Raw genomic sequence first — 16052 nt, 5'->3', positions numbered from 1 at the left:
GGCAGGTGGGTAGGGGTGCTACGACACGCGGGCGTAGATCGTGGTGTAGAGGCCGCGCTCGCCTCCCGCGATGAAGCGGTCACCGGCCTGCCGGACGATCTCCTGGTAGCGCGGGGAGGTGAACACCGCCGTGTACTCGGCCGGGTCGCAGCTGAATCCGGAGACGAACATGACACCGGGCTCGGTGCTCAGCACGGAGTGGTAGGCCTCGAAGACCTCGACCTCGTCAGCGGTGCGCACGACGTCGTAGATCGTCTCCTCGCGCCAGGCTCGGTACGCCGGGTGGACCCGCGGCGGCACCTCGATGTGCCGCATCTGTATGTAGGGGGTCTGCGGCAACGGAGTGTCGGCCGGCTTGGGCGCGTCGACGAAGCCCAGCACCTGGCGCCGGAAGTCACCCTCGGCCACCGGGGCCAGGGTGTCCCACAGTTGCGCCCAATCGGATCGCAGATCGGCGAACTGCTCCCAGCCGGTGACCGGGGCCAGCTCCAGGAGGCCGGCTCCCTCAAGGCTCCGGAACAGGGCGCGGCCCTCGAACCCGGATGCGGCGTGGTGGGCCTTCCAGGCGGTAACGGCGGCATCGACCTGATCGGGCTTGACCGACAGTTCCACGGCGGTGATGAGTGATGCGGACACGGCTGCTCCTCGGTGGGATGAGTGGAGTGAGTGGAGTGAGTGCTGGGTGGTGGTGGGTGGGCCGGTTCGGCGCAGGGGGAGCCGCGGTCGGTCAGACACCGGAAAGGGCTGCGGCCGGTATCCGGAGCGTGTGCTCGACGGCTTGGCGGGCGCGGCGGTCTTCCTTGGCCTCGATCACATCGGCATCGAAGGCGGTGAAGGCCAGGTGAGTGAGTGAGGAGCGACGGCCGGCCTGGTGGATACCGACCTCGGAGTGGAAGGAGAGCCGGGACGGATCCTGCGTACGGGAGTCGGTGATCCGGTACTCGATGGTGGAACACAGCGGGAAGAGGAAGTTCTCGAAGGCGGTGTTCATGTGCTCGATGACGAAGTAGTACTTGCGCTGCGGCCACTGAGCCGCGAAGAAGCGCTCCGTCACGGCCAGGAACATCTGCCGCGAGGCCTCGACCGCGACCATGCCCTGTACGTGCTGGCCGGTCTGGTGGTCGAGCAACAGCTCGTTGTCGTTGTGCAGCCGCAGTCCCGCTCCGAATAACGAGTCGTTCACCTGGTGCAGGTCCGCGATCAGCGCGTTGGCCACCTGGTGTTTGTGCACCTCACCGGCGCCACTGAGGGCGGCCGGCTGGAGCCGGATCTGCACGCGGTCAAGGCCGCGGTGGCGCAGTTCCTCGACGATGAGCAACACATCGGATTCGGAGACGCCCTGCGCACTTTCCGCGAGGACCGGCTCGCCTTCCGTCGCATATGCGCCGCGGCGCAGGTCGTCGATGAACTGAGAGACGGTGAATACGTTTTCCTGTGCGGCGAAACCGACAAACCGGTCTCCGACCAGGACGATGCTCTGGATCGGCTGATTGATGACGAACTCCTCGGTAGTGGAACCGCGCGGCATTGAATGTCACGACGGGTTTCCAGGGCGATGAGCATGCGGGAGAAAGGGCATTCGCGGGGCACTGCGCGCTTCGCGACGCCTGGCAGTACCCGGGCCCCGGGGGCCTTGGCGGAGGCGCCGGCCGGGCTGACGTCATCGACACTAGGGGAAGGCTCGAAAGGGCGCAACCATCTAGTTGGTTGGGCCCAACCATCCGGTTGGTTGGTGACCAACCATCCAGTTGGTTCGTCGTGCTAGGCTCGATGCATGGCCAACGATCCAACTCGCGACACGCCGACCCGTCTGCTGGACGCAGCCCGCAGGGAGTTCGCCACGTACGGCATCGCGGGCGCCCGGGTGGACCGCATCGCCGAACAGGCGGCGGCGAACAAACAGCGTCTGTACTCGTACTTCGGCAGCAAGGAGCAGCTCTTCTCCAGGGTCCTGGCCTGCGCTTACCAGGATCTGAGCGAGCAGGTTCCCGTGCCGACGACGCGGGAGGGTCTTGAGCAATACGTCGGCCAGGTCTTCGACTACCACCGGCACGACCCGAGCCTGGTGCGCCTCCTCGCATGGGAGGGCCTGCACTACGGAGACGCGAAGATTCCCGGCGAGGAAGAACGCCACGCGTACTACCTGAGCAAGAACGAGGCCCTCTGCAAGGCCCTGTCCCCCACCTCATCCCAAGAGGTCGGCCATCTACTGATGACCCTGATCGGGATCGCCTCCTGGCCCTTCGTGGTGGAGCAGCAACGTCGACTGATGGCCGGGCTCGTCGCCGGATCCGAAGAAGGCTGGAGCCAATTGCGCGCCAGCCTCACCGCATACGGCAGCGCGGTCATCCACGCCCGCCTGCCCGCATTCGATCCGGCATCCGGAATCACCTCCGGCATCGAATCCGGCCTCGACTCCGTTGTGATTTCCGAAGCGGACTCCTCCGAACTCGAAGGTCATCCATAACGCCTGATGCGGCACGTGAACGCGATGAGCGTCACGTGCCGTCGATGGTTGAGTGAGTTCGCGGAAGCCGAAGTTGAGGAGGAACGGGTCCTCCCCCGCCTCACCTCGTCACCGGGAACGTCCGTGCCCCCGCGGGCCATGGGCCGGCGGGGGCACGGTCGCTTCGTCGGAGGCCGGTCAGCCGGTGGCCACGGCGATGACGATGAACGTCGCGTAGAAGAGCAGGGACAGCGCCATCGGCACCGAGACGACCAGCGCCTCCGGACGCCGCCGCAACTGCTTGCCCGGGTCCAGCGGCGGACGGAAGCCGCCCTGCGGGGCCGCGAGCCCGGCGAACGTCGACCTCGGGCCGAGGTTGCGCAACACCGTGATCGGGGTGAGCAGCATGGACATCGGCGCCCACCAACCCTGCCAGAGCGTCTTCGCGGACATGCCCCGGACGGTCGCGGTCCCGCAGTCACGGCAGAACGGCCCCTGCACGCTCAGCGAGCGCATCATCAGGACCATGCCCTGGTGGCCCCGGACGGTCGCATGCGCCGCCGGCTGCGCCCCGCACAGCCGGCAGCCGGGGCCGCCGCCCTGCTGCGGTGCATGGTGACCCGGGTGGGGGAAGGGGCCCGCGGCGAACGGGTTCCCGTGGCCGGCGGGCTGCTGCGGGGCGCCGCCGGGCTGCTGCTGCGCGTACGGATTGCCGTGCCCCGGCGGCTGCTGGGGCTGCTGGGGCTGCTGCGCGTACGGGTTTCCCTGGCCGGGCTGTTGGGCGTACGGGTTGTGCTGGTGCTGCGGGACCGAGCCCTGCTGCGGTGGTGGAGTGGCCACGATGGTCCCCTCGAAGAAGTCGGTTCGGTCACCGGGTCGGTGACCTGGGCACCCTAGCGGGATTCATCATGTCCCCAACAACCGGCCGAGGGTCCGGCCGGGACGGGTCACGGATACGGAACGGGCCCGGTTGCGGGGGCGCGGGGGCGCGGGGGCGGACCAGAATTCGAAGGGAGCGCGCGATGCGCCCCCGACGGAGCCGGTGACGCATTCCCGGGATCCGTCCCGGCGCCCGGTACGTGCAGGTCACCGGGTGCCACGCCAGTGCGATGTCGAGTCGTGTCCGCGGGGCGAGCAGGGCATGGAGCCGTCCATGAATCGAGTCCCGAGGTCCGGCCCGTTCCGGCGCGGCCGACTGGTCGGGGCCGCCTGCCTCGCGCTCGCGGCCGCAGCCCTGGGAACGCCGAGCGTTGCCGTGCCCTCAACGGACTTCGCCCCGTACACGTGCGGGGTCGGGCCCGGCCCGTTCCAGCGCTGCGACAGGGTGTACGCGAGCGCGGGGGAAACCGTGACCGTGGCGGTCGCGGAGTCCGGAACGGTGACGCGGGGCGACTTCCAGGCGGTCGACCGCCGGACGGGCGGGGTGCTCGGCACCGTCCAGAACGTGACGCCGTCGTCCGGCACCGTCACCCTCTGGCGGAACGACACGGGCAGCGTGGTCATCGTGGACCTGAGCGTCACCTCGGACGACAGCGGCAGGATCAACGGAAGCCTGACCGCCGGTCCCTGACCACGTCACCACGAACCCACACGGAGCGCCCGTCAAGAACCTTTAGGGTGTTCGACGTTCGTCGTGATCGCGCAGGTCACACGGAGCGCACGCACCACGCACCACACTCGGGGGAATTCAAGTGAACAGGGTCAGTCCGCGTCCCGGCGTCCTCAGGGGGTCGGTCGGAGCGGTGAACAGCGTGTTCCACGCCGCCTTGGGAGAGGGCCGGCCGGCGCTGGACGAACGCCCGGAGGACAAGGTCATCAACGCGATGCGGCTCGGGCGGACGGTGCTCGGCATCGTCGCCGCGATCTGGATCGTCGTGGCGTATCCGCTGAGCGACGGGCGGGAGGAGTTCGTCCTGGGCAAGCTCGCCGAACTGGCCCTCTCCTGCGCCGTCCTGATGGCCGGAACGCTCCTCCAACGGGACCGTCGCCGTTCCCGGCATCAACTGGTCGGCAGGTCAGCGGCCGTGCAGTGCGATGTCCATCAGGAGGGCGTATCCCCGCCGTCCGCAGGCGGACGGGGCCACAGCCCGTAGGACTGTGGCCCCGTCATCTCACGCGCCGTCGACCGGCCGGCGGCCGGCGCCTTGGTGCAGCTTGCGAGCGGCGTTCATTTCGTGCACCTGCATGGACACGCGGGCGTTCTCGTCGTTGCCGACGGTGTATCCGGCCAGACCGTCCAGAGAGACCGACCGGCCGCCCTTCAGCTTGAGCACCGGCATCGCGGAGGTCAGAAGGGTACCGCCGCGGAGCTCAGTGGTGATCTCCTCTATGGCGGCCCACGGAATTCGGGTCGAGGAGAAGACCCCCAGATACCTGACTCCTGAGTGGTCGACCCATGCCGCACACAACGCCCCTCTGACGGACAACCACAGACCGCCGAGCAGGCACACAGTGATGGTGAAGGGTTCCTTACTCCACGGTATTTCGGAGGCCGTGGCAGCACCAACGAGGAGAGCGAGAAGCCCACTTCCGCACACGACGATGTTCCAAGGACTACGGAACGCTATCTTGCCATTCACTGCTGGATCCCTTCGGAGCCTGGAGGTTCTTCGGGCGGCGTCAGTTGTTGTCGCGGAAGGCTCCGACCACCGAGGGGACGGCTCCTCCCAGTGTATACAGCGGACTGTAGGCGCCCACCATGTCGTAAACCGGGCCGGCTCGCTCCGCAGCCCGCTCCCATGCCTGCGGGGCCGCTCCGCTCCAGGCCCTGCCCTGCAACGGATGGGGAGCGCGGAAGGGTTCCTTCAGGCCTGAGAGGCTGCCGAACTTCGCGTACCTGATGGAACTGCCCACGCCGAAGGTGCCCGCGGTGAAGATTGCGTCGAAGGTGTTGTCCTGCCATGTTTTGCCCCAACCACCACCTTCCGATGCCCGTTGACTCATGCGCGTGCCCAGGGCGATACCTGTTGCCACCGCGCAGACGGCCCACCCCAGGCCTGGGGTGAGGCATGCAGCGGTCGAGGCGATCGTCGCGAGAAGACCGCGATGCTCTATGGCCCAGTCCTTCGCAATGTTCAAGCCCCGCTTGACTCGCTCGGTGTTGTCGACGATCCACCGACCGCCTTGTCCCAGCAGCCCGTCCTTCAGACCGGACAGCGCCACTCTTCCCAGGCTCTTGCCTTTGCTCCGCTGGGGCTTCGAGACGCTCTTCGGAGCGCTGTAACTGCTCCGCCCGCAGCTGGGGTCGTGTCGGCAGGCGTTCTTGTTGCGAGTCTTCTGCCTCACGTACTCAGGCGCGAGAGTGCCGCGGTTGTTCGATACCTCTCGCTCATAATTGTTCCCGTAACCGGTCGGCCTGGTTCCGCCGTTGGTGCAGGTGTACATGCCACTGCGGCATTCCTCGAGGGCCTCGCCGGTCGGATCCCACTCGGTCAGGGGACTGTTGTTCCCGTACTGGTACCCGTGGTGCTGACGGGGATCGTCCACCGCCATGATCGGGTCCACGGAGAGGAAGCGGCCCAATCTCGGATCGTATTCGCGTGCTCCGAGGTGGGTCAGGCCTGTCATCGTGTCCTGTACGCCTCCCACGAACCCACGCTCGCCCGGCCATGCGGCGGGCTTCGTACCGCGATCCTCACCGAATGGCTTGGACCCACGGCGCTGGACCTGGAGGGTCATCGCGTCGATGGAGGTGACGCCCGTGTTGTGGTGGTCGGCGGCGACGTAGGACAGGGTGCCGGCCGAGGACCGGACGATGGTGGTCCCACCCGGAGCCGAGTAGTAGCGGGTACCGGTGACCTTGTTGGTGCCGGTTTCGAGAGTGAGTTCGGTCGAGCCGATGAAGAGGGTGGTCTTGCCCGGGTCACGGCGCAGCAGGCGCTTGCGGTCCGCGTCGTAGACGTACGTGGAGGTACCCGAGCTGGAGGTGGCCGATGCGAGCTGCCCCTCGGCCGTCCACGTGAGTGCCTGTACGCCTTCGGCACCGAAGGGCCGGGTCAGGGTATTGCCGGTCTCGTCGTAGGTGATCGCCTTGGCAGCCGACGAGGCAGCGCCGGTCCGGGTCGTGGTCGAGATCGGTGCGTGCGGGCGCGGGGTGCCCGCGTCCGGGAAGGTGTAGGTGTTGGTGATGTTCTTGGTGGGGTCACCGGCCGGGTCGTGGTCGGTGGAGGAGGTGCGGTTGCCGGTCACGTCATAGGTGAAGGACTGGTGGTAGGGATTCGAGCCGCCGATCTTGGCTTGTTGCGGGGAGGTATTGGCGCAGCCTCCGATGCCTGGGACGGAGGGCCCGGGCTGTGTCGTCGTGGTACCGGTGTCGGTCCAGGCAGCGGTGAGGCGACGGAGGGGGTCGTACGCGAAGCACTGCGTGTCGCGCGTGGCGCCCTGGGTGCTGGTGACCGACGTGACGTCGCCTGCCGCGGTGTAGGTGTAGTCGGTGGTATCCACGGCAACCGCGCTGTCCTGCTTGTCCACTCGGCTGTTCAGGAGTCGGCCGGTGGCCGGGTCCTGGATGTTCGTGACACTGACCTGCCTGGGGTCATCGCCGAGAGTGGTTCGTTGGACCGAACCGAAGGGGTCGTAGTCCGTGAAGTTCACGTAACTGACGTTGTCGGAGCCGTAGGAAACGGGCAGTCCGTTGACGTTGCGGCCGGCGCTGAGCCGTTCGGAGGGCAGACCGCCCACAGCGGGCAGCGTCGAGCGACGCTCGAGGCCCGTGATCGGGTCGTACGTGGTCGAGGCGCTGTAGGTACCGGTCAGAGCCCCTTCCCCGTCGGGCACGACCAGCTTGGTGTCCGTGGCCCGGTATCCGACGTCGTAGCCCGTGGTCTCCTGGCGCCAGGGCTTGCCATCGACCCAACTGGTGGATGCCGTGGGCCGGCCGAGGGCGACGGTGTCGTACTCGTACGTGGCAAGCTTGGGGCCGTCAGCCGCGCTGAGGTTGCGGGAGGTGGGGCGTCCCAGGATGTCGTAGTTGGTGAAGACGGTGGTGCCGCGGGCGTCCGTTGTCGACACCGCACGGTCGGCGGCGTCGTAGGTGATCGTGCCCGCACCCTTGTCGGGGTCGACGACCCGCACCTGGCGGCCGTGCAGGTCGTAGTCGTACGTCCAGGCGTTGCCGGCGGGGTCCGTGATTCGGGCCAGCTCGCCGTCGACGCTGTAAGAATACCGGGTGGCGTCGTAGTCGCCTTCCGGCTTGCCCCCCTTGAAGCGCCGCTGCTCGACCTTACGGCCACGGGAGTCGGTGACGGTACTGACCGCGGTGTCTCCCTTGGGTGGGGTGACGTCCGTGCGATCGATGCCGGGGTACGCGGTCGTGGTGCGCCACTGTTCGGCGGCCTTGGAGGAGAAGACGTTGGCCACCGGGCGTCCGAGCCCGTCGTAGACGGTGGTGTTTTGCCCGGGGACCGCGTTGTCATTGGCGAGGAAGCGAGTCTTGGCCGGGGCGGAGGACGTGTTGAAGTACGTCTCGTTGTTCTTGTGGACACGGCCATGGCTGTCATAGGCCGTGTCGGCGATCAGACGGGCACCGGCCGCGCCGTTCTGCGGCACCGACTGCTGCTGGATCTGCTCCCCGAACGCGTCGAGAATGCTGATGGTCGTGGCGTACGACTGGTCGGCGCGTAGGCTCTGGCTGGTGATCGAGCTGGTTCCGGTGTTCGAGAGATCGTACGAGAACACCTTGCTCGCGCTCTGGTCACGCGCGCGGCCGGGCAGCCAGACACTGGTGACGCGGCCGAGTGCGTCGTAGGACGTTTCGGTGGTGCGGCCGTTCTCGTCCACCGATTTGATCTCACTGGAGCGGAGGGCGTGCAAAGTGGAAGTGGTATTCCAGCCCTTGGGGTTGGTGGTCCTCACCGTTGTGGCGCGGGTGGGACCAGCCGGCTCGTACGCCGTCGTCGTCTGCGCGCCCACCGCGTCGGTGACGCTGACAACACGACCGTAGGCGTCGTAGGCCGTTGCGGAAATCCGGGTGTACTCGGGCTGGTCGCCTTCGAAGTGATCGAGCTCCTCGGTGCTGGTGACCTGGCCCGCGCCGGTGAGGGAGCCGTGGCTCTGGCCGTCGTAGTAGGTGCGGGAACGACCCAGTGTGTTGCCCACCTTGGGAGCGGTGGCGCAGTCGCCCTCGACCTGCACCGTTTCGGAGACGCGGTCGATCATCCACTTGGCGGTATTGCGGACGTAGGAAGTCGTACCGCAGGTGTCGGGCAGTCCGTCGGCTCGGTCAAGGATGCTCACGGGCATGCCGAACGCGGGATCGTAGGTGGTGACCTTCGACGTGCTTTGCCATGTCCTGTCGGCCCGGAGTGACCTCTTCTTGATGGAGCCCTCGCGATGCATCTGGGCAGTGAGGGCAGGGAGCTTGCCGCCGCGGCCACGAGTCGCGGTCACGGGCGAAAGCCAGGGATCCGACTGTGAGACCGTGACGAGCTCTCCAGCATCGGACGCAAAGGTCTGCGTCTCACGGACGGTTCCCGCCAGCGGGTTGGAGTCTTTGAGGGTCTGTCCGGAAATTCCCGTGAAGGTGGCGGTCCTCCTGCTGCCGTCCGCCTTGACATCGCCGTCCATGCCGCGCAGGTAGAAGACCGCGCTGCGGGAGACGACGTCGGGAGCACTGCCCGATCGGGTGATGACCTGCTCATAGCCGCGGAACTCGTTCCATGTGCGGCGCTTGTCCTCGGTCAGCTCCTCGTCGTCGCGGTGCCAAGCGGCCGGGCCCACGTACTCGTAGCGGACTTCCTGGGCCAGTGACCCTCCAAAGGGATCGAGCTCGGTGACGCGGGTGACGACGTACTTGTGGAACCAGTCCAGGGTCGGGTCGAGCGAGCTCTTCTCGTCCGGGGCCCAGTAGACGGGGTAGCAGCGCTTGGAGTTCGAGTCCTGGGCCGAAGGCAACCCGGTACCGGGCGCACAGTCCGGGTCGGCGTATCCGACATCGGTGACCTGACCGGTCTCGGACGTGATGCCGACGATACGACGACGGTTGAGCGCCGGCTTGTTGTCGGCGCTGGAGTCAACCCTGTTGTTCATCAGCCGGCCGGTGAAGGTGACCGGGGGTGTGGCCAGGGATCCCGCACCGTCATGGCCGATGTGGGTGAGCGAGGCGAGCCACAGCGTGGGCGCGGTTCCGTCCTGTGGGTTGGGGAACTCGTGCTTCAGCTCGTAGGAGTCGACCTGGTCGTAGCCGCCGGTGCCGTTGAGGACTTGAGTGCTGATCTTGCTCAAGCGCTTCGTTGTCCAGAACGTGGCGGAGTAGTTCTCGCAGGAGCCGGCGGCGGCGCAGTGCAGGTCGTAAGGCACGTCGGGCCACTTGGTGGCGTTGGCCTTGACGAGTTTGGAGTGTGCGCAGTCGAAGCCCGCATCGGGTAAGCAGCGCTGGGTCGTGTCGAAGACGATCTGCGCGGTCGGCTTGACGCTGTCCGCATCCGTGAGCTTTGAACCATAGGTGATCTTGGTGAGGTTGCCGCTGCGGATGTACGGCGTGAGTGTGCCCCCCGGGGCCGAGGCCGTGCTGCCGCGCTTGTAGTGGTTGGTCTCGGTCTCGTACCAGTGGGTGATCACACCACCGCGAGGATCGACGACGAAGTCGAGGTTCCAGCGCCAGGCCTGCTGGCACCAGGATGCCGCGAAGGTGGCCTGATGGCACTCCTCGCCGGCGTTGTTCCCATAAACCGGTGTGGTCCATGCCGAGTTGGTCGCCGGGGCGCTCGGGCTTCCCGGCTTGCGGCCCATGCCGAAGTAGTACTGGGTACCGTCGGCCGTGGTGACCTTCCAGTGTTCCCCGTTGTTGTCGCCGTTGACCGCGCCCGTCAGTCGCTCGACCTTCGATGCGTCATCGGCTTCCAGCCGCCAGACACCGGACGCGTCGTCACGGATCAGGGCAGAGGATTTCCCGTTCAGGGAGAGGGTGGCGTTCTCGCCGGCCATGCACTGTTCGCCGGAGCCGGTCTGTCCGTCCTTGGAGCAAGGCTTGAAGCGGCGCTCCACGAAGCCGGGAGAGTAGTCCCAACCTTCACCGATCCACGAGGACTGGTTGTTGGTGGCGGCCGTGCGGCCGTCCACTGACTGGGAGCTGTACCCGAGGGCGATGTCCGGCTTGGTGCTGCCGAGCCCTTCGGGGGTCACGATCGGATAGGTCCAGGAGAATCCTCCGGTGCTGCCCCCGCTGCTCCATGTGCCGGAAGGAGCCAGGCTGGTGGCCTTGTAGTCACCGGCGCTACCGGCGGGAGCCGCCGAAGCCGCCAGCACCGTCGCCCCGACCGAAGTGGCAGAAGTGCCCGCGGCGCCGGCTGACGAGGGCGGGCGCTTGTCCCCAACCGTGTCCGTGTTCGCCTTCAGGCTGATGTCCGCACTGAGCAGCCCGACCCTGTCGCCCTGCCTGGCAGTCACCACGGGTGTCTGCGTCCGGCATTCGGGGCGGTCGGGGGTTGTCAGAACACACGCGGGAAGAGAGATCAGACGCGCACGGGAGAGCCAATCGCCTCCGAAGGCCCCGGCTATGTGCGAGACGTCGACGGAAACCTTCACCGGGCCATCGCCCACCGCTGCGTCCTTCGAGGGCCGGACCGAGAGCAGAAGGCCCTGGACTCCGGCCTTCTCGGCAGTTGCCCGGTCGGCCAACTCGACATCCACCTTGCCCGCGGGCGACACACCGTTCTCCGATGCCGGACCGACCCATACGGGTGCCGTGCCCGCGCGGCTCGGATCGGCCGCCGGGGCCGTCGGTGGGCGAACGGGGACGGCCTTGGTGAAGGGTGCGCCGGGCGGAGAGACAGGCCGTTTCGCACCCAGATCGATCGCTGTTCGGGAGGCCGGGGGCCAGTAGACGTCTCTCGGCCGCCAGACTGCGGCGCCGTCGCCCTGCGGAATTCTCACCTCCGCCTTCGGCGCATTCTTTCCCGAAACAGAGTCGGCCCTCTTGAGAGCACCCTGTGACCAGCGACGCGGATCCTTTGGCTTGTTTTCCGCCCCCTGGGCCGCTCCCGCACTGATGAGCAGCGAGAATGCAGCCAAGAGTGGTACGCCGATATGTTTTCTGGCCATCGAACGTTTTCTGGTTGCATGAAGTTCGTGTGGTGCCGACACGGCACGCCCCCCCAATGTTGACCGAGTTGATCAATTGGCCTGAGATGTTAACCGGTAGACGGTTCGCGCATTTGGTTCCAATCCGGACAATCCAGCCCCCGTCATTCTCGAAGTTCGAAAAAAGGTCCGAAAGTCGACCGTTCGCATACGCGATGACCTAATCTTGGCGATCGAACGATCACGAATCCGGGGATTCTTCCCCGGGGAATATTGGATTCCATATTTCTGATCAAAAACGGATGGGTCTGTCACCTGTTAGCGTTCACGCCCATCCCGTCAACACCATTACTTTGGGGAGTCTTGCAGTGGGGGGCATACTCGAATCAGGGCGGCGACCAGTCCATCCGGTCGTGCTCGCGGGGCTGGTCACACTGGCCCTGTCCATCACTTCCTTGGGCGCCGCACCCGGCGCGGCCTTGGCCGTGGAGAGACCTGGCGCCGCGCCCAACGCCCAGACTCCGCCTCCGCGGCCCGCCACCCAACGAGATCAGGCTGAAGAGGCGGCGCTGGCAGAGGCCAGGCGCACCGGAAAACCGGTTCCGATCCCGGCCTTCACCACCGAGACGGACACAACGGTGGCCAACCCGAACGGAACACTGGGCCTGACCCGCAGCGTCGCTCCATTACGGACCCGACATGGCGACACATGGGTGGGCCTGGACGCCACTCTCGTCCGGGCAGCCGACGGCAAGCTGCGTCCGAAGGCCGCAACGAACGGTTTGACCCTGTCGGCCGGAGGCACCGGCCCGCTCGCCGTACTGGAGCAGGACGGCAAAAGGCTGGTACTGAGCTGGCCCGACCCGCTACCCGCCCCCGCGTTGGAGGGCGAGAGCGCCATCTACCGTGAAGTGGCGCCCGGTACCGACCTCAAGGTCGCGGCCGACGAGAGCGGGGGGATCTCTCAGGTCCTGGTCGTCAACTCCGCACAAGCCGCCCAACATCCGAAACTGGCCAAGCTCACCCTTGGCCTCAAAGGCGAAGGCGTTGCCGTCTCCGCCGACGGACACGGCAATCTGAAGGCCGCGGACACCTCCGGCCGTACCATCTTCCAGGCTCCGACCCCGACCATGTGGGACTCCAGCACACCCGCCAAGGCACCGGCCGGCAAAGCCGCGGGTGCCGACAAAGCTCCTCAGCTCGTCAACGCCCCCGCCCCCGTGAGTCGGGACGACGAAGCGGCCAAGTACGCCTCGGACAGCGTGGGTCCCGGTGATTTCGCCAAAGTGGCACGCCTGCGGACAGACCTCGGGAAGGAGTCCGTGGATTTGACCCCGGACCCATCCTTCCTGAATGACCCGAACACCGCCTATCCGGTGTACATCGACCCGGCCTGGACCCCCACCAACCGCGGCACGCAGCACTGGGCCTGGGTCCAGGAGGCATATCCGGCCACCACCAGTTACGACGATTACGGCGACACCTACGACCCAGGCGTCGGTTACCAGCGCTGGCGGACACGCACCGGACTGGAGAGGTACTACGTACAGGTCGACACCGGCGACCTACGGGACAAGACAGTCCGAAAGGCCTCCTTCTTCGCGACTCAGTCGTACGCTGCCGACGCCACATGCAGCCGGACGTACAACGTGGATCTGCATTCCACCGAGCCACTGCTCTCCAACATCACCTGGAACACCCAGCCTCGCGATTGGGAGATCCTGCGCACCACCGCGGTCAATAGCGCCGGCGGTCCCGGATGCACGGGTTCCACAACGCGTGGTGAATGGGACGTTCGCGACCACCTCATCGCGAACGAGTGGCGAGGAAGCCTCACGTACGGTCTGTTCGCTGCCGACGAGTCGAAAACCAGCGGCAACAATTCCTTCAAGCGGTTCACCAGGGACAAGAACAACCTGCCGTTCCTCTATGTCGAGTACAACCGAGCCCCCTACCCTCCGTGGAGCCTCGGCATGAGCCCGGCTCCCCAGAACCCGAACGGAAACGGCTGTGGCTGGGTGGGCGCCACCACGTACGCGAGCCTGAGCGTCGGTACGTGGATCGGCGACCCGGACAGCCAGCCGGTCTCCGCCCTCTTCAACATCAACGACACTGCCGACGGATCCCTTGCCCACGCCAGCGGGCAAGTAGGCCAGGCGACCGGCACCCATTGGGTGAGCACCCGACCCACCGGCCTCCTGGACGGGCACACTTACAACTGGCGGGTCGCCGCCCACGACGGAGAGTTGGAATCCGCTTGGGTAACCGGCTGCACCTTCAGCATGGACCTCCAACCTCCATCCGTCCCCGTGGTCACCTCCCCCGACTACCCCCCGTCAGGCAGCATGCCCGGCTCGACGAAGCACATCGGCCGGAGCGGCACCTTCGGCGTCAGGTCGGCCGATACGACCAGCGGGGTCCTCTACTACGAATGGGCCTTCAATTCGGCCATCCCGGCAGCGGGAGCCAACCGGGTGGACTCCGCAGCCGACGGCAGCGCATCCATTCCCTTGACCCCCACGACCTGGGGTACCAATCTCCTGCGTGTCCAAGCCGTGGACCGCGCCGGCAACCGATCGCAGCAGCAGACCTACGCGTTCTACGTGCCTGACGACCCGAACGCCAAGACCACCCTCGGCGACATCACCGGTGACGAGCGGGTGGACTTCATCGCGCCCACGAGCGACGGCGACCTCGTCGTATACCCGACCGCGCTCGACCCGGCCGCCGGCGGAATCATCGCCTCCAACTTGGCCAACAGCCCCGGGGGCAAGGGCTGGGGCAACGGCACCCTGACCACGCACCGCGGCGGCAACAGCATCCGCATCGATGATCTGTGGGCCTACCGTGACGGACAACTGACGCTGTACCGCAACTCCCTCACACAGGGAGGGCTCGCAGCGAACGACGGCCTGTATTACAGCGCTACCAAAGCCGTGCCCGTACAGCGCCCCTACAGACAGGACTGCACCCTGGCCGCCACAGGCCAACCCTGCGGCAGCACGTACGTCGAGGACTGGACCCGTGTCCATCAGATCCTCGCCGTGGGCGACGCCCTACCCGAAGCGGGCGTCGCTCCTCGCAATGACCTGCTCACGGTCGAGAAGAGCGGCACGAACAGCTCCCTGGTGCTCTTTCAGGGTACTGGCGCGACCGGCGAGTTGCGCGACCCGGTCGTGCTCGTCCTCAGTCCCTCGGGCTGGGACAACCTCACGCTGATTGCTCCCGGAGACGCCACCGGTGACGGTCTTCCGGACCTGTGGGCTCGTGACAAGGCCACTGGCGAGGTCTACCAGTACGCCAACGTCCCCGGAAACCCGGCGGCCCTGGGCGACCACAGCAAGCGGACCCGGATCGGCGGTGGCGTCAGTGCCGCCTCCCACCCCGTCCTCGGTTCCTCCGGAGACACCAGCGCGGACGGCACCCCTGACCTCTGGGCCCTGGACAGCCGCCATCGGCTGCTGACGTGGAACGGCACCACCACCACGGGAAGGGTCACCGGCTTCGGCAACGCACAGGCCATGGGCGACTCCCGCATCTCGGCCGGCGCGTGGAAGCTGAACGAGGGTTCGGGAACCGCGGTGGCCGACCTGCGAGGCAACAACAGTGCCGCCCTCACCGGTGCCGGTGCCACCTGGGCCGACGACACCGTCGCCGGCACCGCCACCAAGGTCGTCGACCTGGACGGTGGCGGGGCCACGGTCACCGCGGCAAAGCCCGGGGTGGACACCAGCCGTAGCTTCACCGTCTCCACCTGGGTCAAGGCCGACAAGGCCGGGGGCGTCGTCGTCAGCCAGGACGGACAGCGCTCCAGTGGCTTCATGCTCTGGTCCGACTCCGACGGCACCTGGCGCTTCGCCCTGAGCCGTACCGACGGCGACGGCTGGAACTACGACCAGACCGACATCCGCAACTCCGCGGCCCGGGTTCAGGTCGGGGTCTGGACACAGCTGATGGCCACCTACGACGACACCACCGGTCTGATCGCGCTCTACGTCAATGGCACGCTCGCAGCCACCGGCCACCACGCCAAGGCGAACACCTGGCAGGCCACCGGCCCCTTGGTCATCGGCCGCTACAAGGCCCAGGGCAACCCGAGCGTATTCCTCGACGGCCGCATCAGCGGCCTCGCCGTCCACAACCACTCCACCGTTCCGTCCGCCACCCGGACGTCCCTGGTGTCGGGAGTCAGCGACACCAAGTGCGTCGACGACAGCATGGGAGGCACGGCCGACGGCAACCGCATCCAGATCTGGGACTGCAACGGAAGCGCCCCCCAACAGTTCGAGCTGCGGGAGAACGGCGAACTTCGTGTGCTCGGCCGATGTGTGGACGCCCCTGAGAACAGCATCCTGGTACAGCTGTGGACCTGCAACGGAACCGGACCGCAGCAGTGGCTGCCGCTGGCCGACGGCAGCCTCTACAACCCGATGAGCAAGCGTTGCATGGATCTGCCGAGTAGTCGCACCGACAACGGCATCCAACTCCAGCTCTGGGAATGCAACGGTACGAACGCTCAGCTCTGGTCCGCACCGGGCCTTGCCTCGCCACTGGGAGTCGGCGACTGACAGAGGTACGTGACCGACGG

General features: G+C 66.9%; 11 protein-coding genes. 6 read left to right on the top strand and 5 right to left on the bottom strand.

The window, feature by feature from the left end:
• Positions 1-18: 18 nt before the first annotated feature.
• The gene (locus NOD94_RS05270) at positions 19-636 is read right to left on the bottom strand and encodes a hypothetical protein (protein WP_281204514.1); all 618 of its coding nucleotides are present in this window, start codon (positions 634-636) and stop codon (positions 19-21) included.
• Between the two features lie 91 nt (positions 637-727).
• Complete coding sequence (locus tag NOD94_RS05265) at positions 728-1216, bottom strand: AfsA-related hotdog domain-containing protein (protein WP_281204513.1); 489 nt, start codon at positions 1214-1216, stop codon at positions 728-730.
• Between NOD94_RS05265 and NOD94_RS05260 the strand changes: the two genes are divergently transcribed.
• Together NOD94_RS05260 and NOD94_RS05255 are read left to right on the top strand one after the other, a co-directional pair.
• The gene (locus NOD94_RS05260; protein WP_281204512.1) at positions 1187-1531 is read left to right on the top strand and encodes a hypothetical protein; all 345 of its coding nucleotides are present in this window, start codon (positions 1187-1189) and stop codon (positions 1529-1531) included. The genes NOD94_RS05265 and NOD94_RS05260 overlap by 30 nt on opposite strands.
• 243 nt (positions 1532-1774) lie before the next feature.
• Complete coding sequence (locus NOD94_RS05255; RefSeq protein ID WP_281204511.1) at positions 1775-2467, top strand: TetR family transcriptional regulator; 693 nt, start codon at positions 1775-1777, stop codon at positions 2465-2467.
• 177 nt (positions 2468-2644) lie between these two features.
• On the opposite strand, the gene NOD94_RS05250 is transcribed toward NOD94_RS05255, so the two are convergent.
• Positions 2645-2899 carry a hypothetical protein gene (locus tag NOD94_RS05250; RefSeq protein WP_281204510.1) on the bottom strand — a complete coding sequence of 85 codons (255 nt, stop codon included), beginning with the start codon at positions 2897-2899 and terminating at the stop codon, positions 2645-2647.
• Between the two features lie 81 nt (positions 2900-2980).
• Here NOD94_RS05250 and NOD94_RS05245 point away from each other — a divergent pair, with 81 nt between their 5' ends.
• From NOD94_RS05245 to NOD94_RS05235, 3 genes are all read left to right on the top strand, one after another.
• Positions 2981-3343: a hypothetical protein gene (locus NOD94_RS05245; protein WP_281204509.1), complete on the top strand. Its 363-nt coding sequence runs from the start codon at positions 2981-2983 to the stop codon at positions 3341-3343.
• 256 nt (positions 3344-3599) lie between these two features.
• Positions 3600-4016: a hypothetical protein gene (locus NOD94_RS05240; RefSeq protein ID WP_281204508.1), complete on the top strand. Its 417-nt coding sequence runs from the start codon at positions 3600-3602 to the stop codon at positions 4014-4016.
• Between the two features lie 172 nt (positions 4017-4188).
• Positions 4189-4539: a hypothetical protein gene (locus NOD94_RS05235; RefSeq protein ID WP_281204507.1), complete on the top strand. Its 351-nt coding sequence runs from the start codon at positions 4189-4191 to the stop codon at positions 4537-4539.
• 18 nt (positions 4540-4557) lie between these two features.
• On the opposite strand, the gene NOD94_RS05230 is transcribed toward NOD94_RS05235, so the two are convergent.
• The gene (locus NOD94_RS05230; RefSeq protein WP_281204506.1) at positions 4558-4725 is read right to left on the bottom strand and encodes a hypothetical protein; all 168 of its coding nucleotides are present in this window, start codon (positions 4723-4725) and stop codon (positions 4558-4560) included.
• A 340-nt stretch (positions 4726-5065) separates the two neighbouring features.
• The gene (locus tag NOD94_RS05225; RefSeq protein ID WP_281204505.1) at positions 5066-11485 is read right to left on the bottom strand and encodes an RHS repeat-associated core domain-containing protein; all 6420 of its coding nucleotides are present in this window, start codon (positions 11483-11485) and stop codon (positions 5066-5068) included.
• Between the two features lie 392 nt (positions 11486-11877).
• Here NOD94_RS05225 and NOD94_RS05220 point away from each other — a divergent pair, with 392 nt between their 5' ends.
• Positions 11878-16032, top strand: coding sequence for a LamG-like jellyroll fold domain-containing protein (locus tag NOD94_RS05220; RefSeq protein ID WP_281204504.1), 4155 nt, complete (start codon positions 11878-11880; stop codon positions 16030-16032).
• Positions 16033-16052 lie beyond the last annotated feature (20 nt).

Source organism: Streptomyces sp. Isolate_45 (assembly GCF_024721315.2).
Taxonomy (GTDB): domain Bacteria; phylum Actinomycetota; class Actinomycetes; order Streptomycetales; family Streptomycetaceae; genus Streptomyces.
The sequence above is the reverse complement of the archived record's forward strand: the minus strand, read 5'-3'. Positions and strand labels throughout refer to the sequence as shown.